At 60.8% G+C, this 23,352-nt stretch carries 22 protein-coding genes; 16 read left to right on the top strand and 6 right to left on the bottom strand.

Going from position 1 to position 23,352, the window contains the following annotated elements; genetic code table 11:
• Nucleotides 1–116: 116 nt before the first annotated feature.
• Nucleotides 117–1,118 (bottom strand): type I glyceraldehyde-3-phosphate dehydrogenase, encoded by a 1,002-nt coding sequence (gene gap, locus AC1RME_RS16835; RefSeq protein WP_096818258.1) that lies wholly within the window; start codon nucleotides 1,116–1,118, stop codon nucleotides 117–119.
• 220 nt (nucleotides 1,119–1,338) lie between these two features.
• Between gap and edd the strand changes: the two genes are divergently transcribed.
• The 11 genes from edd (at nucleotide 1,339) to AC1RME_RS16780 (ending at nucleotide 14,598) form a co-directional block, all read left to right on the top strand.
• Nucleotides 1,339–3,165, top strand: a complete 1,827-nt coding sequence (gene edd / locus AC1RME_RS16830) for a phosphogluconate dehydratase (protein WP_085606582.1) — start codon at nucleotides 1,339–1,341, stop codon at nucleotides 3,163–3,165.
• The gene (locus AC1RME_RS16825; protein ID WP_096818256.1) at nucleotides 3,162–4,118 is read left to right on the top strand and encodes a glucokinase; all 957 of its coding nucleotides are present in this window, start codon (nucleotides 3,162–3,164) and stop codon (nucleotides 4,116–4,118) included. The genes edd and AC1RME_RS16825 overlap by 4 nt, the downstream gene beginning before the upstream one ends.
• A gap of 79 nt (nucleotides 4,119–4,197) precedes the next feature.
• Entirely contained in the window at nucleotides 4,198–4,929 is a 732-nt protein-coding gene (locus AC1RME_RS16820) for a response regulator (RefSeq protein WP_025112821.1), read from the top strand.
• A 31-nt stretch (nucleotides 4,930–4,960) separates the two neighbouring features.
• Entirely contained in the window at nucleotides 4,961–6,388 is a 1,428-nt protein-coding gene (locus AC1RME_RS16815) for an ATP-binding protein (protein WP_173861378.1), read from the top strand.
• A 104-nt stretch (nucleotides 6,389–6,492) separates the two neighbouring features.
• Complete coding sequence (locus tag AC1RME_RS16810; protein WP_096818253.1) at nucleotides 6,493–7,752, top strand: D-mannose isomerase; 1,260 nt, start codon at nucleotides 6,493–6,495, stop codon at nucleotides 7,750–7,752.
• Nucleotides 7,753–7,870: 118 nt separating this feature from the next.
• Nucleotides 7,871–9,172: an ABC transporter substrate-binding protein gene (locus AC1RME_RS16805; RefSeq protein ID WP_096818251.1), complete on the top strand. Its 1,302-nt coding sequence runs from the start codon at nucleotides 7,871–7,873 to the stop codon at nucleotides 9,170–9,172.
• Nucleotides 9,173–9,265: 93 nt separating this feature from the next.
• Nucleotides 9,266–10,174, top strand: coding sequence for a carbohydrate ABC transporter permease (locus AC1RME_RS16800; RefSeq protein ID WP_085697145.1), 909 nt, complete (start codon nucleotides 9,266–9,268; stop codon nucleotides 10,172–10,174).
• A complete protein-coding gene (locus AC1RME_RS16795; protein WP_096818250.1) occupies nucleotides 10,167–11,012 on the top strand; it encodes a carbohydrate ABC transporter permease in 846 nt (281 codons plus the stop codon). Before AC1RME_RS16800 ends, AC1RME_RS16795 begins: the two co-directional genes overlap by 8 nt.
• 2 nt (nucleotides 11,013–11,014) lie before the next feature.
• A complete protein-coding gene (locus AC1RME_RS16790; RefSeq protein WP_096818249.1) occupies nucleotides 11,015–12,175 on the top strand; it encodes an ABC transporter ATP-binding protein in 1,161 nt (386 codons plus the stop codon).
• Nucleotides 12,176–12,277: 102 nt separating this feature from the next.
• The gene (locus tag AC1RME_RS16785; RefSeq protein ID WP_102621292.1) at nucleotides 12,278–13,627 is read left to right on the top strand and encodes a carbohydrate porin; all 1,350 of its coding nucleotides are present in this window, start codon (nucleotides 12,278–12,280) and stop codon (nucleotides 13,625–13,627) included.
• 116 nt (nucleotides 13,628–13,743) lie between these two features.
• Nucleotides 13,744–14,598: a D-hexose-6-phosphate mutarotase gene (locus tag AC1RME_RS16780; RefSeq protein ID WP_096818244.1), complete on the top strand. Its 855-nt coding sequence runs from the start codon at nucleotides 13,744–13,746 to the stop codon at nucleotides 14,596–14,598.
• A gap of 41 nt (nucleotides 14,599–14,639) precedes the next feature.
• Here the strand turns inward: AC1RME_RS16780 and AC1RME_RS16775 are convergent, their stop codons facing one another.
• A complete protein-coding gene (locus AC1RME_RS16775) occupies nucleotides 14,640–15,500 on the bottom strand; it encodes a MurR/RpiR family transcriptional regulator (protein WP_169842436.1) in 861 nt (286 codons plus the stop codon).
• Between the two features lie 226 nt (nucleotides 15,501–15,726).
• Between AC1RME_RS16775 and zwf the strand changes: the two genes are divergently transcribed.
• The 4 genes from zwf (at nucleotide 15,727) to AC1RME_RS16755 (ending at nucleotide 19,493) form a co-directional block, all read left to right on the top strand.
• Nucleotides 15,727–17,193 carry a glucose-6-phosphate dehydrogenase gene (zwf, locus tag AC1RME_RS16770; protein WP_085709658.1) on the top strand — a complete coding sequence of 489 codons (1,467 nt, stop codon included), beginning with the start codon at nucleotides 15,727–15,729 and terminating at the stop codon, nucleotides 17,191–17,193.
• Entirely contained in the window at nucleotides 17,180–17,893 is a 714-nt protein-coding gene (gene pgl, locus AC1RME_RS16765; protein WP_096818242.1) for a 6-phosphogluconolactonase, read from the top strand. Before zwf ends, pgl begins: the two co-directional genes overlap by 14 nt.
• A 17-nt stretch (nucleotides 17,894–17,910) precedes the next feature.
• A complete protein-coding gene (locus AC1RME_RS16760) occupies nucleotides 17,911–18,576 on the top strand; it encodes a bifunctional 4-hydroxy-2-oxoglutarate aldolase/2-dehydro-3-deoxy-phosphogluconate aldolase (RefSeq protein WP_011335602.1) in 666 nt (221 codons plus the stop codon).
• Nucleotides 18,577–18,776: 200 nt separating this feature from the next.
• The gene (locus AC1RME_RS16755; RefSeq protein WP_096818241.1) at nucleotides 18,777–19,493 is read left to right on the top strand and encodes an intradiol ring-cleavage dioxygenase; all 717 of its coding nucleotides are present in this window, start codon (nucleotides 18,777–18,779) and stop codon (nucleotides 19,491–19,493) included.
• On the opposite strand, the gene AC1RME_RS16750 is transcribed toward AC1RME_RS16755, so the two are convergent.
• Entirely contained in the window at nucleotides 19,490–20,671 is a 1,182-nt protein-coding gene (locus AC1RME_RS16750) for an aminotransferase class V-fold PLP-dependent enzyme (protein ID WP_096818239.1), read from the bottom strand. The genes AC1RME_RS16755 and AC1RME_RS16750 overlap by 4 nt on opposite strands.
• A 24-nt stretch (nucleotides 20,672–20,695) precedes the next feature.
• On the bottom strand, nucleotides 20,696–20,932 hold the full coding sequence (locus tag AC1RME_RS16745; RefSeq protein ID WP_003227425.1) for a DUF3820 family protein: 237 nt from the start codon (nucleotides 20,930–20,932) through the stop codon (nucleotides 20,696–20,698).
• 205 nt (nucleotides 20,933–21,137) lie between these two features.
• Here AC1RME_RS16745 and AC1RME_RS16740 point away from each other — a divergent pair, with 205 nt between their 5' ends.
• The gene (locus AC1RME_RS16740; RefSeq protein WP_096818237.1) at nucleotides 21,138–21,605 is read left to right on the top strand and encodes a PA2169 family four-helix-bundle protein; all 468 of its coding nucleotides are present in this window, start codon (nucleotides 21,138–21,140) and stop codon (nucleotides 21,603–21,605) included.
• Between the two features lie 69 nt (nucleotides 21,606–21,674).
• On the opposite strand, the gene AC1RME_RS16735 is transcribed toward AC1RME_RS16740, so the two are convergent.
• Nucleotides 21,675–22,145 (bottom strand): MaoC family dehydratase, encoded by a 471-nt coding sequence (locus AC1RME_RS16735; protein WP_096818235.1) that lies wholly within the window; start codon nucleotides 22,143–22,145, stop codon nucleotides 21,675–21,677.
• A gap of 42 nt (nucleotides 22,146–22,187) precedes the next feature.
• Complete coding sequence (locus AC1RME_RS16730; protein WP_096818233.1) at nucleotides 22,188–23,132, bottom strand: alpha/beta hydrolase; 945 nt, start codon at nucleotides 23,130–23,132, stop codon at nucleotides 22,188–22,190.
• Nucleotides 23,133–23,352: the final 220 nt, after the last annotated feature.

Below are 23,352 nucleotides of genomic sequence, written 5' to 3'. Positions count from 1 at the left end.
AGGACCTGATCCATTTCGAGCGAATGATAATGCTTATCATCCGCCCGAGTGGTCAAGTGTTGATTTGTCAAAGGTTGGTAAAGCTATTACCCGCTCTCAAATCGGCGGCAGCGGTTTTATTCCGCGTTGCACAGCGCCAGGCAGTTATCGAGCATGCGGTTGGAGAAGCCCCACTCGTTGTCGTACCAGGCCAGCACTTTCAGCAGTTTGCCGCTGGATTTGGTGTGGTTGGCGTCGAAGATCGACGACAGCGGGTTGTGGTTGAAGTCGCTCGATACCAGCGGCAGGGTGTTGTAGCCGAGGATTTTCGAATGCTGGCTCGCGGCTTTCATCAGTGCGTTCACTTCATCGGCCGAGGCTTCGCGCTTCAACTGCACGGTCAGGTCAACCAGCGACACATTGATCACCGGCACGCGCACGGCCATGCCGGTCAGCTTGCCTGCCAGTTCCGGCAACACCAGGCCCACGGCTTCGGCAGCACCGGTCTTGCTCGGGATCATGTTCTGGGTGGCGGAACGGGCGCGGTACGGGTCGGTGTGATAGACGTCGGTGAGGTTCTGGTCGTTGGTGTAGGCGTGAATCGTGGTCATCAGACCGCTTTCGATGCCCAGTTCGCGGTGCAGCACCTGGGCCACCGGGGCCAGGCAGTTGGTGGTGCACGATGCGTTGGAAATGATCTGGTGCGACTGGCGCAGGATGTCGTGGTTCACACCATAAACAACGGTGGCATCGGCGCCTTTGGCCGGGGCCGAGATGATGACTTTGCGCGCACCGGCAGTAATATGCGCGGCGGCTTTGGCCCGGTCGGTGAACAGACCGGTGCATTCGAATACCACATCAATCTTTTCCGCAGCCCACGGCAGTTCGGCAGGGTTGCGGATGGCGCTGACCGAAATGCGGTCACCGTTGACGGTCAGACTCTCGTTGTCATGCGCAACTTCAGCATCGAACGTGCCGTGAACGGTATCGTATTTGAGCAAGTGCGCATTCATCGCGCTGTCGCCCAGATCGTTGATGGCGACGATCTGCAAATCCTGACGATAGCCTTGGGTATACAGTGCGCGCAGGACATTACGGCCGATGCGGCCAAAACCATTGATTGCGATTCGAAGAGTCATTGAACAGCGCCGCCGTCGTTTTGTTGTTGGAATTACAAGATTATTCGCATAAAAATAGAAAACAAGCCTTTTTAGTGGCAATATTTTGTTTTATCTACAACGAGTGACCTGAATCAACTGGTCCGAATGATCAAGAAAACCGCTCGTCATCCCACGCGAACGGGCTTTTGATCAGCATAGACAATCAGGTCGCCACATCCGTTAGCCTGGAGTTCTACACATGCATCCCCGCGTTCTTGAGGTCACCGAACGGCTTATCGCCCGCAGCCGCGCCACACGCCAGGCTTACCTTGCGCTGATTCGCGGCGCTGCAACTGACGGGCCGATGCGCGGCAAGCTGCAATGCGCCAACTTCGCCCACGGCGTGGCCGGATGCGGCAGCGAAGACAAGCACAGCCTGCGGATGATGAACTCGGCGAACATCGCCATTGTTTCGTCGTATAACGACATGCTCTCGGCGCACCAGCCGTACGAAGTGTTCCCGGAACAGATCAAGAACGCCTTGCGCGAAATCGGCTCGGTCGGCCAGTTCGCCGGCGGCACGCCTGCCATGTGCGACGGCGTGACCCAGGGCGAACCGGGCATGGAGCTGAGCCTGCCGAGTCGCGAAGTGATCGCGATGTCGACGGCGGTGGCGCTGTCTCACAACATGTTCGACGGCGCTCTGATGCTCGGCATCTGCGACAAGATCGTGCCGGGTCTGATGATGGGCTCCCTGCGTTTCGGTCACCTGCCGACGATCTTCGTACCGGGCGGGCCGATGGTTTCGGGGATTTCCAACAAGGAAAAAGCCGACGTGCGGCAGAAGTACGCCGAAGGCAAGGCGACCCGCGAAGAGCTGCTGGAATCGGAAATGAAGTCCTATCACAGCCCGGGCACCTGCACCTTCTACGGCACCGCCAACACCAACCAGCTGCTGATGGAAGTCATGGGCCTGCACTTGCCGGGCGCGTCCTTCGTCAACCCGAACACGCCGCTGCGTGATGCCCTGACCCGCGAAGCCGCGCATCAGGTCACGCGCCTGACCAAACAGAACGGCAATTTCATGCCGATCGGCGAAATCGTCGACGAGAAGGCGTTGGTCAACTCGATCGTCGCGCTGCACGCCACCGGCGGCTCGACCAACCACACCCTGCACATGCCGGCCATTGCCATGGCGGCAGGTATTCAACTGACCTGGCAGGACATGGCCGACCTCTCCGAAGTCGTGCCGACCCTGAGCCACGTCTATCCGAACGGCAAGGCCGACATCAACCACTTCCAGGCCGCGGGCGGCATGTCGTTCCTGATCCGCGAGCTGCTCGAAGCCGGCCTGCTGCACGAAGACGTCAACACCGTGCTCGGCCACGGCTTGAGCCAGTACACCAAGGAGCCGTTCCTCGATAACGGCAAACTGGTGTGGCGCGAAGGCCCGACCGACAGCCTCGACGAAAACATCCTGCGCCCGGTGGCCCGTGCGTTCTCGGCAGAGGGCGGCCTGCGCGTGATGGAAGGCAACCTCGGTCGTGGCGTGATGAAAGTGTCCGCCGTGGCGCTGGAAAACCAGATCGTCGAAGCGCCGGCCATGGTGTTCCAGGATCAACAGGATCTGGCCGACGCCTTCAAGGCCGGTTTGCTGGAGAAGGACTTTGTCGCGGTGATGCGCTTCCAGGGCCCGCGTTCCAACGGCATGCCGGAACTGCACAAGATGACGCCGTTCCTCGGCGTGCTGCAGGATCGCGGCTTCAAGGTTGCGCTGGTGACGGACGGACGCATGTCCGGCGCGTCGGGGAAAATCCCGGCGGCGATCCACGTCAGCCCCGAAGCTTATGTCGGCGGCGCTTTGGCTCGCGTGCAAGAGGGCGATATCATCCGCGTCGATGGCGTCAAAGGCACCCTGGAACTCAAGGTGGACGCCGCCGAATTTGCAGCGCGCGAACCCGCCAAAGGCCTGTTGGGCAACAACATCGGCAGCGGCCGCGAACTGTTTGGCTTCATGCGTTTGGCCTTCAGCTCGGCAGAGCAGGGCGCCAGCGCCTTCACTTCTGCCCTGGAGACGCTTAATTGAAACTGGCTTTGGTCGGTGACATCGGAGGCACCAACGCGCGGTTTGCGTTGTGGAAAGATCAGCAGCTCGAATCGGTGCAGGTGCTGGCCACGGCCGACCATGCCAGCCCGGAAGAGGCGATCAGCCTCTACCTGAGCGGGCTCGGTCTGGCGCCGGGCGCCATCGGTTCGGTGTGCCTGTCGGTGGCAGGTCCTGTGAGCGGCGATGAATTCAAGTTCACCAACAACCACTGGCGCCTGAGCCGCAAGGCGTTCTGCCAGGCGTTGCAGGTCGAGCAGTTGTTGCTGATCAATGATTTCTCGGCGATGGCGCTGGGCATGACCCGTTTGCAGCCCGGCGAATTCCGCGTGGTCTGCGAAGGCACGCCGGAACCGTTGCGTCCGGCGGTGGTGATTGGTCCGGGCACTGGTCTGGGTGTCGGCACGTTGCTCGATCTGGGCGAAGGCCGGTTTGCCGCATTGCCGGGGGAGGGCGGCCACGTCGATCTGCCGCTGAGCAGCCCGCGTGAAACGCAACTGTGGCAGCACATCCACAACGAAATCGGCCACGTCAGCGCGGAAACCGCGTTGAGCGGCGGCGGTTTGCCTCGGGTGTACCGGGCGATCTGTGCGGTGGATGGTCATGAACCCAAACTCGACACGCCGGAAGCAATCACAGCGGCGGGCCTCGCAGGTGATCCGATTGCCCTGGAAGTGCTGGAGCAGTTCTGCTGCTGGCTCGGTCGCGTGGCCGGCAACAACGTGCTGACCACCGGCGGCCGAGGCGGGGTGTACATCGTTGGCGGCGTGATTCCGCGCTTTGCCGATTTCTTCCTCGAAAGCGGTTTTGCCCGCAGCTTCGCCGACAAGGGCTGCATGAGCGATTACTTCAAGGGGATTCCGGTGTGGCTGGTGACGGCGCCGTACTCGGGTCTCGTCGGTGCAGGAGTCGCGCTCGAACAATCCGGTCAATGATCATTCCCACGCCGAGCGTGGGAACCATCAGCACATCAGGCATAATCCGCCCAATTCCAACAACAAGGATGCCTTCGAAGTGAGTTCAGTCAACAAGTCGATTTTGTTGGTCGATGACGACCAGGAGATACGCGAGTTGCTGGAAACCTACCTGACCCGCGCGGGTTTTCAGGTACGGGCCACGGCCGACGGCGCCAGCTTCCGCCAGGCGCTGAACGAGGCGCCGAGCGATCTGGTGATTCTTGATGTGATGCTGCCCGATGAAGACGGCTTCAGCCTGTGCCGCTGGGTGCGCCAGCATCCGCGTCAGGCTCAGGTGCCGATCATCATGCTCACCGCCAGTTCCGACGAGGCCGATCGGGTGATCGGTCTGGAACTGGGCGCCGACGACTACCTCGGCAAGCCTTTCAGCCCCCGCGAACTGCAAGCCCGGATCAAAGCCCTGTTGCGCCGCGCCCAGTTCGGTCAGGAACGCAGCGGCAGTGAAGTGCTGGCGTTCGATGAGTGGCGGCTGGACATGGTCAGCCATCGGCTGTTTCACACCGACGGCGAGGAAGTGATTCTGTCCGGTGCCGACTTCGCCCTGTTGAAACTGTTCCTCGATCACCCCCAGGAAATCCTCGATCGCGACACCATCGGCAACGCCACCCGTGGCCGCGACCTGATGCCGCTTGATCGCATCGTCGACATGGCCGTCAGCCGCTTGCGTCAGCGTCTGCGCGACACCGAAAAACCGCCACGGCTGATCCGCACCGTGCGTGGCAGCGGCTACCAACTGGCAGCCAACGTGGTTGCCGGCAATGGTCACTGAGTTCCTGCGCAACACCGCACGCAAAGTGCCGATGCCCCGTTCGCTGCTTGGGCGGATGCTGCTGCTGACGTTGTTGGCGGTGTTATTTGCCCAGACCTTGTCCAGTGTGATCTGGGTGTCCCAATTGCGCGCGACACAGCTCGAAGGCCTGGTCACCAGTGCCCGCAGCCTCGCCCATTCGATGACCGCCAGCGTCAGCTATTTCCGCTCGTTGCCGGTGGCCTATCGGCCGCTGGTGCTCGATCAGTTGCGCAGCATGGGCGGCACGCGTTTTGTGGTGACGCTGAATGACAAACCGCTGGGCATGGACGTGTTGCCGGTGACGCCGCGCAAGGCGGCGGTGCTTCAGGCGGTGGATGAGGTGCTGCGTCAGTCGCTGGGCCAGGACACTGACATTCTGGTGACCTTCGTCAGCCCCGATGACCTGCGGATCTTCAATGCCGGGTTGAAACTCGATGAGTTGCCGCGCTCCTGGGCGCATTACGCGCTGACCCTGGAACCGGTGAATCCGCCGGTGCTGGTGACCCAGATCCAGTTGGCGCCGGGTGAATGGCTGTACATCGCCTCGCTGCTGCCCGAGCCCTACACCAGTCTCGAAGAGCAAGGCCTGCCGACCCAGCAGGTGTGGTTTATCGTGTTCACCAGCGGCTTTCTGCTGTTGTTCATCGGCCTGCTGGTGCATTGGCAGAGCCGGCCGCTCAAGCGTCTGGCGCGGGCCGCGCGGGACTTGTCGCTGGGCGCCGACGTTGAGCCGGTGGCCGAGGGCGGCGGTAGCGAAGTGGTGGAAGTGGGTCGCGCGTTCAACACCATGCGCGAGCGCATCAGCCGTTACCTGACCGAGCGCAGCCAGTTGTTCAGCGCGATTTCCCATGACCTGCGCACGCCGATCACCCGCCTGCGTCTGCGGGTCGAACTGCTGGAAGACGAACAGCTGCAAACCAAGTTCGGCCGCGACCTGGATGAGCTGGAGCTGTTGGTCAAAGGCGCGCTGCAATGCGTGAAAGACACCGATATCCACGAGAACATCGAGCCGGTGGATCTCAACCATGTGCTCGACTGCCTGGTGGAGCCGTATCTGGCGCCCAACGGCAATGGCCGCGTCACCCAGCAGGGGCGGGCGCTGGCGGCGTATCCGGGCAAGCCGTTGGCGCTCAAGCGCTGCATCGGCAACTTGATCGACAATGCGCTGAAGTACGGGCAGAACGCGCATCTGCATATCGATGACGACGAGAGTGCGTTCGTGCTGCATGTCGACGACGAAGGCCCGGGCGTGCCGGAGCAGCGGCTGGAGCAGGTGTTCGAACCGCACTTCCGGCTGGCGGGGCAGCAGCAGGGGTATGGGCTTGGATTGGGGATCGCCCGCAACATTGCTCATAGCCATGGCGGTGAAGTGACGTTGCAGAATTTGCGTGAGGGTGGATTGCGCGTGACCCTGCAATTGCCGCGTTCGGCGGATTGATCTGAATGTCACCGGTCGGTGACAAAACCCGTCCCCTTCGTTACAAGCCCACCCCGGCCCGTTGTTTAGACTGCCCGCAGTCATAACAACAAAAAAGGCCTTCCATGGATCACTTCAATCCGGGCTTCAGCAGTTGGCTGAACGCCCCTGCCCACCAGCAATGGCTCGCCGACGAAGGCCTGCGCCTGCTGGCATTTGCCAAGGCTTCGCGACTGCCCGAAGGCTTCGGCAATCTCGATGAGCGCGGCCAGCTTCAGGCCGGTGCGCAAGCCGAAACCATGAACACCGCCCGCATGACCCACAGCTTCGCCATGGCCCATATTCAGGGCCTGCCGGGGTTTGCCGAGCTGGTCGATCACGGCATTCAGGCGTTGCGCGGCCCGTTGCGCGATGCGCTGCATGGCGGCTGGTTTGCGGTTGCCGAACACCGTGATGGCAACACCGGCAAGAACGCCTATCTGCATGCTTTTGTGGCCCTCGCGGCCAGTTCCGCTGTGGTCGCCCAGCGTCCTGGCGCACAGGCGTTGCTGGATGACGCCATCGACATCATCGACACCTGGTTCTGGAGCGAAGAAGAGGGCGCCATGCGCGAATTCTTCAACCGTGACTGGAGCGAGGAAGAAGCCTATCGCGGCGCCAACAGCAACATGCACGCCACCGAAGCGTTCCTTGCGCTGGCCGATGTCACCGCAGACCCGCGCTGGCTGGTGCGTGCGCAGCGTATCGTCGAGCGGGTGATTCATGGTCACGCCGCCGCCAACGATTATCTGGTGATCGAGCATTTCGACCGAAACTGGCAGCCGCTGCGCGAATACAACCACGACAATCCCGCCGACGGTTTCCGCCCGTACGGCACCACGCCGGGTCACGGTTTCGAGTGGGCGCGGCTGTTGCTGCACCTCGAAGCGGCGCGGGTCCAGGCCGGGATGCTCACGCCGGGCTGGCTGGCCACCGATGCGCAAAAGCTGTTCGAGAACAACTGCCTTCACGGCTGGGACGTCGATGGCGCCCCGGGCATCGTCTACACCCTCGACTGGGACAACAAAGCGGTGGTGCGCCATCGCCTGCACTGGACCCACGCCGAGGCCAGCGCTGCTGCCAGTGCCTTGCTCAAACGTACCGGCGATGCGCAGTACGAAACCTGGTACCGACTGTTCTGGGAATTTTGCGAAGCGAATTTCATCGACCGTTGCGATGGCAGCTGGCATCACGAACTCGATCCGCAAAACCACCCAAGTGCCGATATCTGGGCGGGCAAACCGGATCTGTATCACGCCTGGCAAGCCGTACTGATCCCGCGTCTGCCGCTGGCGCCGAGCATGGCGACTGCGCTGGCACAGTTGTCTCGGCCCGTTCCTGTGTAACCATGCGGTGACATTTGCGCGTCCCTTCGTTACCTGCGAAGGGAAACGCTCTGTTTAAACTCGTGTGCAGCGCAAGCACCAGACTTGCATGCATAACAACAAGAAAGGTACATCTCAGATGAATGCGATTTCTCGCCTCGCTACTGTCATTTCTGTCGCCTCCCTGTTCCCGCTCGCTGTGCTGCCCCTGAGTGTTTCCGCTGCCGAATCCAAAGGTTCGGTGGAAGTCGTGCATTGGTGGACGTCCGGTGGCGAAAAAGCTGCTGTCGATGTGCTCAAGGCACAAGTGGAAAAAGACGGTTTCACCTGGAAAGACGGCGCTGTCGCCGGTGGTGGCGGTGCGACTGCCATGACCGTGCTGAAAAGCCGTGCCGTCGCTGGCAACCCGCCGGGCGTGGCCCAGATCAAAGGCCCGGATATCCAGGAGTGGGCGTCCACCGGTCTGCTCGACACTGATGTCCTGAAGGACGTTTCCAAGTCCGAGAAGTGGGACAGCCTGCTCGACAAGAAAGTCTCCGACACCGTGAAGTTCGAAGGTGATTACGTGGCCGTGCCGGTGAACATTCACCGCGTGAACTGGCTGTGGATCAACCCGGAAGTCTTCAAGAAAGCCGGTATCGAAAAAGCCCCGACTACCCTCGCAGAATTCTACGCCGCCGGTGACAAGCTCAAGGCTGCGGGTTTCATCCCGCTGGCCCACGGTGGCCAGCCTTGGCAGGACAGCACCGTGTTCGAAGCGGTCGTGCTGTCGGTGATGGGTGTTGATGGCTACAAGAAAGCCCTGGTCGACCTCGACAACGCCACCCTGACCGGCCCGGAAATGGTCAAGGCCCTGACCGAGCTGAAGAAAGTCGCGACCTACATGGACCAGGACGGCAAAGGCCAGGACTGGAACCTCGAAGCGGCCAAGGTCATCAACGGCAAGGCCGGCATGCAGATCATGGGTGACTGGGCCAAGTCCGAATGGACCGCCGCCAAGAAAGTCGCCGGCAAGGACTACGAGTGCGTAGCCTTCCCGGGCACCGACAAGGCGTTCACCTACAACATCGATTCCCTGGCTGTGTTCAAGCAGAAGGACGCGGGCACCGCGGCCGGTCAGCAGGACATCGCCAAAGTCGTGCTGGGTGAAAACTTCCAGAAAGTCTTCAGCATCAACAAGGGCTCGATCCCGGTGCGCAACGACATGCTCGCCGACATGGGCAAGTACGGTTTCGACTCCTGCGCCCAGACCGCTGCCAAGGACTTCCTGGCAGACGCCAAGAACGGCGGCCTGCAGCCGAGCATGGCGCACAACATGGCGACCACGCTGGCCGTACAGGGTGCGTTCTTTGATGTCGTGACCAACTACATCAACGACCCGAAAGCCGACCCGGCCGACGCTGCGAAGAAACTCGGCACCGCCATCAAGGCTGCCAAGTAACACCAGCGTAGAGCAGCCGCCAGCTTCAAGTCGCGCATCGGCTTGAGGCTGGCAGCTTGCAGCGGTCCCTCATCTTCTTTACTGGATCTTCCCATGAGTTCTGTTGCTGTGTTCAGCAAGGCCTCGCCGTTCGACGCATTGCAGCGCTGGCTACCGAAACTGGTGCTGGCGCCGAGCATGTTCATCGTTCTGGTGGGCTTCTATGGCTATATCCTCTGGACGTTTGTCCTGTCGTTCACCACGTCGACCTTCCTGCCGAACTACAAGTGGGCAGGGCTGGCGCAATACGCGCGGCTGTTCGACAACGATCGCTGGTGGGTGGCGAGCAAGAACCTGGCCGTGTTCGGCGGCATGTTCATCGGCATCACCCTGGTGATCGGCGTGACACTGGCGATTTTCCTCGACCAGAAAATCCGTCGCGAAGGCTTCATCCGCACCATTTACCTGTACCCGATGGCGCTCTCGATGATCGTCACCGGTACCGCGTGGAAATGGCTGCTCAACCCGGGCATGGGCCTGGACAAATTGCTGCGGGACTGGGGCTGGGAAGGCTTCCGTCTCGACTGGCTGATCGACCCGGATCGCGTGGTGTATTGCCTGGTGATCGCGGCGGTCTGGCAAGCTTCGGGCTTCATCATGGCGATGTTCCTCGCCGGTCTGCGTGGCGTTGATCAGTCGATCATCCGTGCCGCCCAGATCGACGGCGCGAGCATGCCGCGCATCTACTGGAAAGTGGTGCTGCCAAGCCTGCGTCCGGTGTTCTTCAGTGCGGTGATGATCCTGGCGCACATTGCGATCAAGAGCTTCGACCTGGTGGCGGCCATGACGGCCGGCGGCCCGGGTTATTCCTCCGACCTGCCGGCGATGTTCATGTACTCGTTCACGTTCAGTCGTGGGCAGATGGGCATGGGCTCGGCCAGTGCAATCCTGATGCTCGGTGCGATCCTCGCGATCATCGTGCCTTACCTGTACTCCGAGCTGAGGACCAAGCGCCATGACTAGTCTCGCTGCCAAACCTTCCATCAGCCTGAGTCGCATCGCGATCTACGCGGTGCTGATCCTCGCTGTCCTGCTGTATCTGGTACCGCTGGTGGTCATGCTGTTGACCAGTTTCAAGACCCCGGAAGACATCTCCACCGGCAACCTGCTGAGCTGGCCGACCGTGGTCAGCGGCATCGGCTGGGTGAAAGCCTGGGCGACTGTTGACGGTTACTTCTGGAACTCGATCAAGATCACCGTTCCGGCCGTGATCATCTCCACCGCCATCGGTGCGTTGAACGGCTACGTGCTGTCGTTCTGGCGCTTCCGCGGTTCGCAGCTGTTCTTCGGCCTGTTGCTGTTCGGCTGCTTCCTGCCGTTCCAGACCGTGCTGCTGCCGGCGTCGTTCACCCTCGGCAAGATGGGCCTGGCGAGCACCACCACCGGCCTTGTGTTCATCCATGTGGTCTACGGTCTGGCGTTCACCACGCTGTTTTTCCGTAACTACTACGTGAGCATTCCGGATGCGCTGATCAAGGCGGCACGCCTGGACGGTGCAGGGTTCTTCACCATCTTCCGCATGATCATCCTGCCGATGTCGACGCCGATCATCATGGTCTGCCTGATCTGGCAGTTCACCCAGATCTGGAACGACTTCCTGTTCGGTGTGGTGTTCTCCAGCGGTGATTCGCAACCGATCACGGTGGCGCTGAACAACCTGGTCAACACCAGCACCGGGGCCAAGGAATACAACGTGGACATGGCGGCGGCGATGATCGCCGGGCTGCCGACCCTGCTGGTCTATGTGGTCGCAGGCAAGTATTTCGTGCGCGGGCTGACGGCCGGCGCAGTCAAGGGGTAATCATGGCTACGCTCGAACTTCGCAATGTAAACAAGACCTACGGTGCCGGCCTGCCGGACACCCTGAAGAACATCGAACTGTCGATCAAGGACGGTGAGTTCCTGATCCTTGTCGGGCCTTCGGGCTGCGGCAAGTCGACCCTGATGAACTGCATCGCCGGCCTGGAAACCATCACCGGCGGCGCGATCATGATCGGTGACCAGGACGTCAGTGGCATGAGCCCGAAAGACCGCGACATCGCGATGGTGTTCCAGTCCTACGCGCTGTACCCGACCATGAGCGTGCGCGAGAACATCGAGTTCGGTCTGAAGATCCGCAAGATGAGCCAGTCGGCTATCGACGAAGAAGTCGCCCGCGTGGCCAAGCTGCTGCAGATCGAGCACCTGCTCAATCGCAAGCCGGGCCAGCTCTCCGGCGGCCAGCAACAGCGCGTGGCGATGGGCCGTGCACTGGCGCGTCGACCGAAGATCTATCTGTTCGACGAACCACTGTCCAACCTCGACGCCAAGCTGCGCGTCGAGATGCGCACCGAAATGAAACTGATGCACCAGCGCCTGAAAACCACCACGGTCTACGTGACCCACGACCAGATCGAAGCGATGACCCTGGGCGACAAGGTGGCGGTGATGAAGGACGGGATCATCCAGCAGTTCGGTACGCCGAAAGAGATCTACAACGACCCGGCCAACCTGTTCGTGGCGAGCTTCATCGGTTCGCCGCCGATGAACTTCATCCCGCTGCGCCTGCAGCGCAAGGATGGTCGTCTGGTGGCGCTGCTCGACAGCGGCCAGGCCCGTTGCGAGCTGCCGATGGCGATGCAGGACGCCGGTCTCGAAGACCGCGAAGTGATCCTCGGCCTGCGTCCGGAGCAGATTGTTCTGGCGAACGGCGAGGGCAACGGCCTGCCGAGCATCAAGGCTGAAGTGCAAGTCACCGAGCCGACCGGTCCGGACACCCTGGTGTTCGTCAACCTCAACGACACCAAGGTCTGCTGCCGTCTGGCCCCGGACGTGGCGCCGCAGGTGGGTGAGACCCTGACCCTGCAATTCGATCCGTCGAAAGTGCTGCTGTTCGACGCCAAGAGCGGCGAGCGCCTGGGCGTTGCCGGTCTGCCGAAGACTGAAGCGCACAGCGCCAACGTCGCTCAGTTCAAAGGTCGGTAAGAAATCAATGTGGGAATGAGCCTGCAACAGGCTCATTTCTGCAGGGGATGTAAACCGCGTTGGAAAAAAACAGTTAATAACAATAAAGACGAGGATGTAGGGATGAAAAAGAAACACGTCAATGCCCGGTTGATCTGCCAAATGTCAGCTGCGGCCGCATTGGTTCTGGCCGGCAATGCCATGGCCGCCGATGCATTCAGCTCCGATTCCAAGTGGATGACGGGCGACTGGGGTGGTGAGCGGACCAAGCTGATCGAGCAAGGCATCGACATCAAGGCCGACTACGTTGGGGAAATGGGCGCCAACCTGCATGGCGGCTACAACGATGACAAGACCGGCCGCTACAGCGACCAGTTCGGTCTGGGCGTGGCACTGGACCTGCAAAAACTCTGGGGCTGGGACAACACTCAGGCCAAGATCCAACTGACCAACCGTAACGGTCAGAACATCTCCAACGACCGCGTTGGCGATCCGCGTGCCGGCACCCTGTCTTCCTCGCAGGAAGTCTACGGTCGTGGCCACATGGTGCGTCTGACCCAACTGTGGATTCAGCACCAGTTCTTCGACAACAAACTCGACGTCAAGGCCGGTTACTTCGGTGAAGGCGAAGACTTCAACACCTTCCCGTGCGAATTCCAGAACCTGGCGTTCTGCGGCTCGCAGGTGGGTAACTGGGCGACCAACATCTGGTACAACTGGCCCGTCAGCCAGGCCGCGATCCGCGTGAAGTACAACATCAACGACGAGCTCTACGCGCAGATCGGCGCGTACAACCAGAACCCGTCGCAGCTGGAACACGGCAACGGCTTCAAGCTCAGCGGCAGCGGCACCGCCGGTACCGTGTTGCCGGTCGAGCTGGTCTGGTCGCCGAAGGTCAACAGCCTGCCGGGCGAATACCGCGTCGGTTACTACAAGAGCACGGCTGATGCCAATGACGTCCGTGAAGACATCAACGGCAACGACGCAGCAACCACCGGTAACGCCTACCGCACCCACAGCAGCAAGCACGGCTACTGGTTCGTTGCGCAACAGCAACTCACCAGCCACAACGGCGACGCTTCCCGTGGTCTGAACATCGCGGCCAACGCCACGTTCCACGACAAGGACACCAACTTCATCGACAACTACCAGTCGGTGATGTTTGTCTACAAAGGCCCGTTCGACGCCCGTCCGAAGGATGACGTCGGTATCGGTGCCGCGCGTATCCATGTCAACGACGACGTGAAGAAAAACGCCGAGCTGCTGAACGCCTCCAACGGTGTTTCGGACTACGACAATCCGGTGTTCTCGCCGATTCGCGAGACCGAATACAACTACGAGATCAACTACGGCTTCCACGTCACCAACTGGCTGACCGTGCGTCCTAACCTGCAATACATCACTCACCCGGGTGGCGTGGATCAAGTGGACAACGCATTGGTCGCTGGCCTGAAAATTCAGTCTACGTTCTAACGCGTCTGCGATAAGCTCCTCTCTATGTGCGCATATTTGCGGACAGCCCAGGCTGTCCGCTTTTTTTTGCAAAGGGGCGTCGCAGCCCATGAAAGTTGAATCTGGAACCGTGGCCCATGCATGAGCATCCGCTGCAACGCTTCTTCAAATCCTTGCGCGAACGACCGGTGTTCGCCTGGGAGCGCTATCAGATGCGCGATGTGCTGGTGATCGACCATCCGCTGTGTCAGGCGGTGTTCAGTCGTCAGGGCGCGCAGTTGCTGCACTTTCAGCCGCGCGGGCAAAAACCGTGGCTGTGGTGCGCGGCAAAGTGGCCGCATGTCGGCGCGATCCGTGGCGGTGTGCCGGTTTGCTGGCCGTGGTATGGCCGTCATCCGAGCGAAAACGCGTGGCCGTCCCACGGCTGGGCGCGACTATTGGACTGGAAACTGCTCGACAGCAGCACCAGCGATGACGGCGTGCGCTTGCATTGGCAATTGCAGCTGTGCGACTGGCAGGTGGACCTGCACGCGCACCTGGGTGAGCGCATGGAATTGCGCCTGAGCACCGAGCATCAGGACGACATGCCGTGCCAGTTGAGCCAGGCTTTGCATGCTTACTGGCGTATTGGCGATGTGAGTGAGATAGCGCTGTCTGGGCTCGAAGGCGCGCAGGGTTACGATCAATTGAACCGTGAGATTTGTCAGCAGGAAGGCGAATTACGGGTCGAAGGCGGCTGTCAGCGCGTGTTCCAGCACGACGGTGAATTGCAGCTCAAGGATCACGCCTGGCAGCGCGAGTTGTGCATCGATACCGGTGACAGCGCGGACACGGTTGTCTGGCATCCGGGGGCGCGGCCATTGTTGGGCGTGACCTGGGATGAGATCTCGGAATTTGTCTGTGTTGAAGCGGCGGCGGGGGGCACCGACAGCCTGCATCTGGCGCCGGGGGAGAAGGCGCATTTGAGTTTGCAGGCTTGGGCTGCTGCTTAGTCATCGCTCCCACGCGCAAGCGTGGGAGCGATCAGCACGAACTAGTTGAACTCGTCACCCACCGGATACCGGCTAGCATTCAAACTCTCTTTGATCTTGCGCAGATGCGGCTGAAAATCCACCCCGCGACGCAACGTCATCCCCGTCGCCAGCACATCCAGCACCGTCAATTGAATGATCCGCGAGGTCATCGGCATGTAGATGTCAGTGTCTTCCGGCAGCGGAATGTTCAGGCTCAGGGTGCTGGCCTTGGCCAGTGGCGAGTTCTCGGCGGTCAGGCCCAGTACCGAAGCGCCGTTCTCCCGGGCGATGCGTGCCACTTCCACCAGTTCGCGGGTGCGCCCGGTGTAGGAAATGATCACGAACAGCTCGCCAGTGTGCGCCACCGACGCAATCATCCGTTGCATCAGTACATCGGCGTGGGCGGTCACCGCCAGGTTGAAACGGAAGAACTTGTGCTGCGCATCCAAAGCCACCGGGGCCGAGGCGCCCAGGCCGAAGAAGTGGATCTGCCGGGCCTGGATCAACAGGTCGACGGCGCGGCTGATCAGGTTCGGGTCCAGCGCCTGGCAGGCGCTGTCGAGCGAGGCGATGGCGCTGCCGAAAATTTTCTGTGTGTAGGCTTCAGGATTGTCGTCGGCCTCTACTGCACGGCTGACATACGCCGCGCCGCTGGCCAGGCTCTGGGCCAGTTGCAGCTTGAGTTCAGGGTAGCCGCTGACACCGAACGAACGGCAGAAACGGTTGACCGTCGGTTCACTGACCGACGCCGCCTGGGCGAGGGCGGCGATACTGAAGCGGGTGGCCTGCTGTGGGTTGAGCAGGATCACTTCGGCGACTTTGCGTTCGGCCTTGTTCAGCTCTTCAAGGCGACTCTGGATTTGTTCCAGTAAATTTCGCACGCGGTCCATAAGAATTCCTAGATTCACCGGCGCCGATAAGCGCGCGGCTATGCAAATTGGGCCTTTGATGTGGCCCGTGACGGTGGCCTATCCTACTGATGGCTCCGACCGACCACCACTCGGAATCTGTATTTTGCGAAAATGTTGTGGTTATTACTACATTTTCCCTTGAGTGATGCCTTGAAAAAAGGTATTTGTAGCTTAACTTGATAAAAGAACAAACATCATGCCTTCGATTACGGTTGAACCGTGCACCTTCGCCTTGTTCGGCGCCTTGGGCGATCTGGCCCTGCGCAAGCTGTTTCCTGCCCTTTATCACCTGGATGGCGCCGGCCTGCTGCACGAGGACACGCGTATTATCGCGCTGGCCCGTGAAGAAGGCACTGAACAGCAGCACATGGCATTCATTGCTGCCGAACTGCGCCGCTACGTGGGCAAGGAACTGGACGAGGCCGTGGCCGAGCGCTTTCTGGCGCGCCTGACCTACCTGCACGTCGACTTCCTGAAGGCTGAAGATTACGCGGCGCTGGCCGAACTGGCGGGCACCAAACAACGCATGATTGCCTACTTCGCCACCCCGGCGGCGGTGTACGGCGCGATCTGCGAGAACCTGGCGAAAGTCGGTCTGGCCGAAAACACCCGCGTGGTGCTGGAAAAGCCGATCGGCTCGGACCTGGAATCCTCGCGCAAGGTCAACGACGCCGTGGCGCAGTTCTTCCCGGAGAACCGCACCTACCGCATCGACCACTACCTGGGCAAAGAGACGGTACAAAACCTGATCGCCCTGCGGTTTGCCAACAGCCTGTTCGAAACCCAGTGGAACCAGCATTACATCTCCCACGTGGAAATCACCGTGGCCGAGAAGGTCGGCATCGAAGGCCGCTGGGGCTATTTCGACAAGGCCGGCCAGCTGCGCGACATGATCCAGAACCACCTGCTGCAACTGCTTTGCCTGATTGCCATGGACCCGCCGGCCGACCTGTCCGCCGACAGCATCCGTGACGAAAAAGTGAAAGTGCTCAAGGCCCTGGCGCCGATCAGCCCGGAAGGCCTGACCACTCAAGTGGTGCGCGGCCAGTATATTGCCGGCCACAGCGAAGGAAAATCCGTACCGGGTTACCTCGAAGAACCGAATTCCAACACTCAGAGCGACACCGAAACCTTCGTCGCCCTGCGTGCCGATATCCGCAACTGGCGCTGGGCCGGCGTGCCGTTCTACCTGCGCACCGGCAAGCGCATGCCGCAGAAACTGTCGCAGATCGTCATCCACTTCAAGGAACCGTCGCACTACATCTTCGCCCCGGAGCAGCGCCTGCAGATCAGCAACAAACTGATCATCCGTCTGCAACCGGACGAAGGCATTTCCCTGCGTGTGATGACCAAGGATCAAGGCCTGGACAAGGGCATGCAGCTGCGCAGCGGCCCGTTGCAACTGAATTTCTCCGACACCTGGCGCAGCGCGCGGATCCCCGACGCCTACGAGCGGTTGTTGCTGGAAGTGATGAACGGCAATCAGAACCTGTTTGTCCGTAAAGATGAAATCGAAGCCGCGTGGAAGTGGTGTGACCAGTTGATCGCCGGGTGGAAAAAGTCCGGTGACGCGCCCAAGCCGTATGCGGCCGGGTCGTGGGGGCCGATGAGCTCCATTGCATTGATCACGCGGGACGGGAGGTCGTGGTATGGCGATATCTGATGTGAAACTGCCCGCGGGCGTAAATGCCCACGAATTCAAGAGCCCGGTGTTGCTCGCCGAAGGCCTGGCGCTGAATGTCGCCAAGCAGTTGAGCGATGCATTGGCAGCGCGCGGCAACGCTGTGCTGGTGGTGTCCGGCGGTCGCAGCCCCGTGGCGTTTTTCCAGCACCTGGCCAAGCAGGCGCTGGACTGGTCGAAGGTCGTCGTGACCCTGGCCGACGAGCGCTGGGTGCCGGTCGAACACGCCGACAGCAATGCCGGCCTGCTCAAGCAGTATCTGCTCAAGGGCCCGGCGGCCAAGGCGCAGTTCCTCAGCCTTTACAGCGCGGCGGCCAACGTCGAGCAGGCTGCGGAGCAGGCCGATCGGTTGCTCGCCGAGTTGCCGCCCATCGACGTGCTGGTGTTGGGCATGGGCGATGACGGTCACACCGCGTCGTTGTTCCCGGACAGCCCGAACCTGACTGAAGCCCTGCAAGCCGATGGCACCCGTCGCTGCTGGCCGATGCTGGCGCCAAGCGTGCCGCGTCAACGCCTGACCATGAGCCGGGCGCTGCTGGCCTCGGCGCGGCACAAGATTCTGTCGATTTCCGGTCAGTCGAAACTGACCACCCTGAATGCCGCACTGGCATCCAACGACGTCGCCGCCATGCCGGTTCGCGCGTTTCTGCAACCTACGTTAGAGATTTACTGGTGCCCATGAGCCAAGGAACAGCCGCTATGACAACCCCATCCCCGACCGTTTCCATGGCGGACAAAGTTGCCCTGATCGACAGCCTCTGCGCCAAGGCGCGGATCCTGCCGGTGATCACCATCGCCCGTGAACAGGACGTGTTGCCGCTGGCCGACGCCCTGGCCGCCGGTGGTCTGACCGCGCTGGAAGTGACCCTGCGTTCGCAGTTCGGCCTCAAGGCGATCCAGATCCTGCGCGAACAGCGCCCGGAGCTGGTGACCGGTGCCGGCACCGTGCTCGACCGCAACATGCTGGCCGCGGCCGAAGCGGCCGGTTCGCAATTCATCGTCACCCCGGGCATCACCCGTGACCTGCTGGAAGCCAGCGTCGAAAGCCCGATCCCGCTGCTGCCGGGCATCAGCAACGCTTCCGGCATCATGGAAGGCTATGGCCTGGGTTATCGCCGCTTCAAGCTGTTCCCGGCTGAAGTCAGCGGCGGCGTCGCAGCCATCAAGGCCCTCGGCGGCCCGTTCGGCGAAGTGAAATTCTGCCCGACTGGCGGCGTCGGCCCGGCCAACATCAAGAGCTACATGGCGCTGAAAAACGTCATGTGCGTGGGTGGTAGCTGGATGCTGGATCCTGAGTGGATCAAGAACGGCGACTGGGCGCGCATTCAGGAATGCACCGCTGAGGCTCTGGCACTGCTGGACTGATGTTTCTGAAATAGTTTTTTCCTGACACTTCGTTGTGTGTTCTACGGCTTTAACGGTGCGCTTGGTCGGTGCACCGTTTTTTTTTGCCCGCAAAAAACCTTCGTTATCTCGAGATACGTTATCTGGAGATACATAGTTACCGCACCTGGCTTGGTGTGTGGCGCTAACCTGCGTTCATCTTATGGAAGAGAGAACGCGTCATGGATAACCAGCCTTCAGCGCCATCGGTTTATCAACTGGCCCCCGAGCAAGTCGCCGGGCCGTATTTTCGCAATCCCAAACTGCTGCGTCGCAACATCAGTGAAGGCGCCGAGGGCCTGCCCTTGCTGCTGCGCCTGACCATCGTCGATGCGATGACCGCCGAACCGGTCAGCGGGGCACTGGTGGATATCTGGCACTGCAACGCACGGGGCGCCTATTCCGGCTGGAGTCGGGTCAACCCGGACCAGGAAGTCGATGTCGAAGACATCGGTTCAATCCCGCGAACCGACGACGACACCTACCTGCGCGGCGGTCAGTTCAGCGATCACAAGGGCAGGGTGCGCTTCACCACGATCTATCCGGGGTTTTATGCCGGACGTGCCCTGCACATTCACGTGGCGGTGCGCATCGTCGCCGGCAACGAATACCTGGACGAGCGCAATGTGGCCTGGGTCGGACAGCTGTACTTCCCCGAGGTGGTTTCTCGCGGCGTGCTCAACGCCAAGGCGTATCGCGGGCGCGGCTCGGAGCCTGTGTGCAATGCCAACGATGTCTATTACGCCAACATGGGTGGGGAAGACTCGACCCTGACCGTGTGGCCGATCGGCCGCGACTCCCACGAGGACGGTTACTTCGGCCACCTCACGATCGGCATCGACACCTTTGCGGTGTCGTCGCAGATCAAGCCCGAGGACTTCGACAAGTACACGGTTTAACGCAGTTCATTCAGCGCCAGAACCAGCGACTGGATCTCCGCCGCCGTCGTGGTCAACGACGGCGTGATACGGATGCATGGCCCGCAGGCTGCGCCGTTGCGCACGACGGTGAACAGGTTGTAGTCGTTGAGCAGGCGTTCGACCATCGCCTGCTGGTCGGCATGCCGGGTAAAACGCATCGAGGTGATGCCGCAATACAGACGCGGATCGTCCGGGGTCGTGACTTCGATGCCCGGCAGATTGCGCACGGCGCTGACCCACAGGTTGCGCAGGTAATTGACCCGTGCACCCTTGGCCGCCGCGCCACCGAGTGAGCGGTGTTCCTCGAACACCAGCGGCAGGGTCATCAGCGCCGGAATGTTCGGCGTGCTGTGGGGTGTGCGCGAGCGGATGTCGTTGAGCGGGAAATGCATCTCGCCCATGTCCGGGTCGATGTCGGCCAAGCGTTGCGGGGCGATATACAGAAAGCCCAGGGTCAGCGGCGAGCCGATCCATTTGTGCAGGTTGTACCCGGCGAAGGCGATGCCCAGCGCTTCCAGATCGAACTCGATCTGGCCGAGGGCATGGGCGCCATCGAGGATGATATCGACGCCATGCTCCTTGGCCAGCGAGGCGATGGCCTGCACCGGCATCACCAGTCCGGTGCGGTGGGTGACGTGGGTCAGCGCCATCAGCTTGAGCTTCGGATAGCGAGTGAAGGCTTCGCGGTAGGTCGCCAGCAGGCTGTCGAAGCTGGCCGGGTGCGCGTGCTCGATCTCGATCACCTCGACCCCGCGATGGTGGGCCAGCCAACGCATGGCGCCCTTGACCGTGTCGTATTCCAGATCGCAGATCAGCACCTGATCGCCAGGTTCGAGACGGTTGTAGTTGCGGATCAGCGACTGCAGGCCGGCGGTGGCGTTCTGGGTGAAGGCGATGCTTTGCGCACGCACACCGATCAGTTCGGCCAGTTGCGCGCGGATGTCGAGGCTGTCGTGCTGTTCAAAGCGTTGGCGTACGTAGATCGAGTTGCTGTTGTTGATCAGCTCGATGTGGCGCTGATAGTCCTCGACCACGGTGCGCGACATGCGCCCGAAGTAGCCGTTTTCCAGGTTCACGGGGCCGGGGTGGCGGTCGTAACGGTCGGCGAAGGTTTGCCAGAAGGCTTCGTCTCGGGCGCGGCGGGTGTTATCGGGCATGGTCGACTCGGATCAGGATGCGCCTCAGTGGCGCGGGGCGGGTTTGCCATGTTTGGCGCGCAACGGTTCAAGCAGGTCCGACAGGCCGTTGTGGTCGATTTCCTGCATCAGCGCCAGCAGGCCGCCGAGTTCGCCGTGGGGGAAGCCTTCACGGGCGAACCAGTTCAGGTACGGGCCGGGAAGGTCGGCGATGATCCGTCCCTTGTATTTGCCGAAGGGCATTTCGCGGGTAATCAGCAGTTCGAGTTTTTCGGGATTCATTGCACGGATCGTCTGAGTTCAAAACAGTCTGGAAAATACAGGCATTCTGCATGCAGGCCAAATGACAGATCATGCAAATAACAGGCATACAGATTTCGTCTTTATGAGTAACTTATTGAAAATAAAAGAATAAATTCAATAGAAAAAACTGGCACGGCCACTGCAACACTCCTTGCACCTTCCACCGAACGCAAGGAATTGAAAAATGACTGACCTCAATAAAGAAGCCATCTCCGTCCTCAACGACCTGATTGAAACCAGCAAGGACGGTCAGGAAGGGTTCAAGACCTGTGCAGAAGACATCAAACACCCTGAACTGAAAACCCTGTTCGTGAAACGCTCCGCCGACTGCGCTACGGCTGCTGCCGAATTGCAGGCGACCGTGCGTTCAATGGGTGGCGATCCGGAAACTTCCACCAGCGTCAGCGGCGATCTGCATCGTCGCTGGGTCGACGTCAAAGCCGTGTTTACCGGCAAGGACGAAGAAGCGGTGCTCAACGAAGCCGAGCGCGGTGAAGACCATGCCCTGAAGGCCTATCGTGAAGCGATCGAGAAGATCAACAAGCACAACCTGGTGGGCATCCGTGATCTGGTCGAACGCCAGTACCACGGCGTGCAACGCAATCACGATCAAGTGAAAGCCCTGCGTAACCAGGCTCGCGCACGCTCTTAAGCGTTCGGGGCCAAGAAAAAACGCCAGCTAGTCTGGCGTTTTTTTGTGTCCGGATTTAACCGAGATTGATCAGCCGATGCTGATGGCCGGCAAGGTCGGCAGGGTAACGGTCTGTTGTTTACGTGGAGCCAGAATCTCGGCTTCACCGTCCACGACCAATTCATCGCGCTGGTTGAATACGCGAGTGGCAATGCGCACGCGGAATTTTGGCAGTTTCTCGAGGATTTCCAGGCGTACGGTCAGGGTGTCGCCGATCTTTACCGGTTTCTGGAAGCTCATCTGCTGACCGATATAAATGGTGCCCGGCCCAGGCAGCTCGCACGCCACGGCCGCACTGATCAGCGCGCCGCTGAACATGCCGTGGGCGATGCGTTCCTTGAACATGCTGGCGGCGGCAAACTCGGCGTCCAGGTGCACCGGGTTGTGGTCGCCGGACATCGCGGCGAACAGCTGGAGGTCGCGCTCTTCGACAGTCTTGCTGTAGCTGGCGGTCTGGCCGACTTCGAGGGCTTCGTAAGGGATGTTGGTAACCTGGGTCATCGGTCTTGATTCCTGTGACGGATTAAATGAATCCACAATAAATTATTCGCTGCGGTGAGGGCGGCGATGGCTGAGCGCCTGGTCGATCCAGGCCAGCACATCGGCGGTCACTTCGTCGCGGTTGGTCTCGTTGAACAATTCGTGCCGCGCCTGCGGGTAGATCTTCAGTTGCAGGTTCTGGCTGCCGGCCGAGCGCAAGGCATTGGCCAGATCAGTCAGACGCTTGCCTTCGCTCACCGGATCACATTCGCCGCCAATCACCAGCAGCGGCAGGCCCGGGTCGATCTGGGCGAGATTGGACGCTTTGCTGATTTGCTGCAACCCGCCGAGCAGGTCGATCCACAACTGATTGGTGCAGCGAAAGCCGCACAGCGGATCGGTGGCGTACTTGTCGACTTCGGCCGGGTCGCGACTCAGCCAGTCAAACGCGGTGCGCGCTGGTTTGAATTTATTGTTGAACGAGCCGAACGACAGCCATTCAATCAGCGCGCTGCGACCCTTGGCGCCCTGGCGCAGCTTTTCGAACCGGGCGATCTGCCGGGCTGCGCGGTACAGCGCCACCGGCTGGAAATTCGAGCCGCTGAGAATCGCGCCGTGCAGGCTGGCGCTGTGATGCAGTAAATAAGCCTGCGCGATGTAGCTGCCCATGCTGTGCCCGAGCAGCACGATCGGTACGTCGCTATGACGCTGGCCGATGTGCTGGTTGAGGCTGGCCAGGTCGCCGACCACCTTGCACCAGCCATCGTCGTCGGCGAAATGCCCGAGCGTCCCTTGATCGGCCGTTTTGCCATGGCCGCGCAGATCGGGCGCATACACACCGTAACCTTCGGCGCAGAACGACTCTGCCAGTCGCGCATAACGACCGCTGTGCTCGGCCATGCCGTGGGCCAGCAGAATCACCGCCTTCAGCGGTGCGTTCGGCAGCCACTGGTTGATGAAGAGGCGGCTGCGGTCACTCGCGTCCAGCCAGAAAGTGTCGTGGATCATGGCTATTCCTTTTGCTGCATGCTTTTGCTGCAGGGGCCAGCAGAGGTTGCATTGTATAGCGCGTCCGATCAGCTCACGCCACGGCTGGAAGATTCACACGATCAATGAGGACGTCGCCCATATTTGCCTGAATGACCATAGCTGCTAGTGTCCGTGAAGCCCCGCTTTTTGCTTTCGGCTTTTTCAAGGACAAGAGAAAAATGACAGCGAAGCGGCCCCG

Source organism: Pseudomonas sp. GW822-FHT03F08 (assembly GCF_058801265.1).
This window is presented reverse-complemented; position numbering and strand designations above follow the sequence as displayed.

Coding starts and splice junctions, on each gene's coding strand:
- gap (WP_096818258.1), bottom strand. CDS start 1,118: ATGACTCTTCGAATCGCAATCAATGGTTTTGGCCGCATCGGCCGTAAT.
- edd (WP_085606582.1), top strand. CDS start 1,339: ATGCATCCCCGCGTTCTTGAGGTCACCGAACGGCTTATCGCCCGCAGC.
- AC1RME_RS16815 (WP_173861378.1), top strand. CDS start 4,961: ATGCCCCGTTCGCTGCTTGGGCGGATGCTGCTGCTGACGTTGTTGGCG.
- AC1RME_RS16810 (WP_096818253.1), top strand. CDS start 6,493: ATGGATCACTTCAATCCGGGCTTCAGCAGTTGGCTGAACGCCCCTGCC.
- AC1RME_RS16805 (WP_096818251.1), top strand. CDS start 7,871: ATGAATGCGATTTCTCGCCTCGCTACTGTCATTTCTGTCGCCTCCCTG.
- AC1RME_RS16800 (WP_085697145.1), top strand. CDS start 9,266: ATGAGTTCTGTTGCTGTGTTCAGCAAGGCCTCGCCGTTCGACGCATTG.
- AC1RME_RS16795 (WP_096818250.1), top strand. CDS start 10,167: ATGACTAGTCTCGCTGCCAAACCTTCCATCAGCCTGAGTCGCATCGCG.
- AC1RME_RS16790 (WP_096818249.1), top strand. CDS start 11,015: ATGGCTACGCTCGAACTTCGCAATGTAAACAAGACCTACGGTGCCGGC.
- AC1RME_RS16785 (WP_102621292.1), top strand. CDS start 12,278: ATGAAAAAGAAACACGTCAATGCCCGGTTGATCTGCCAAATGTCAGCT.
- AC1RME_RS16780 (WP_096818244.1), top strand. CDS start 13,744: ATGCATGAGCATCCGCTGCAACGCTTCTTCAAATCCTTGCGCGAACGA.
- zwf (WP_085709658.1), top strand. CDS start 15,727: ATGCCTTCGATTACGGTTGAACCGTGCACCTTCGCCTTGTTCGGCGCC.
- pgl (WP_096818242.1), top strand. CDS start 17,180: ATGGCGATATCTGATGTGAAACTGCCCGCGGGCGTAAATGCCCACGAA.
- AC1RME_RS16760 (WP_011335602.1), top strand. CDS start 17,911: ATGACAACCCCATCCCCGACCGTTTCCATGGCGGACAAAGTTGCCCTG.
- AC1RME_RS16755 (WP_096818241.1), top strand. CDS start 18,777: ATGGATAACCAGCCTTCAGCGCCATCGGTTTATCAACTGGCCCCCGAG.
- AC1RME_RS16750 (WP_096818239.1), bottom strand. CDS start 20,671: ATGCCCGATAACACCCGCCGCGCCCGAGACGAAGCCTTCTGGCAAACC.
- AC1RME_RS16745 (WP_003227425.1), bottom strand. CDS start 20,932: ATGAATCCCGAAAAACTCGAACTGCTGATTACCCGCGAAATGCCCTTC.
- AC1RME_RS16740 (WP_096818237.1), top strand. CDS start 21,138: ATGACTGACCTCAATAAAGAAGCCATCTCCGTCCTCAACGACCTGATT.
- AC1RME_RS16735 (WP_096818235.1), bottom strand. CDS start 22,145: ATGACCCAGGTTACCAACATCCCTTACGAAGCCCTCGAAGTCGGCCAG.
- AC1RME_RS16730 (WP_096818233.1), bottom strand. CDS start 23,132: ATGATCCACGACACTTTCTGGCTGGACGCGAGTGACCGCAGCCGCCTC.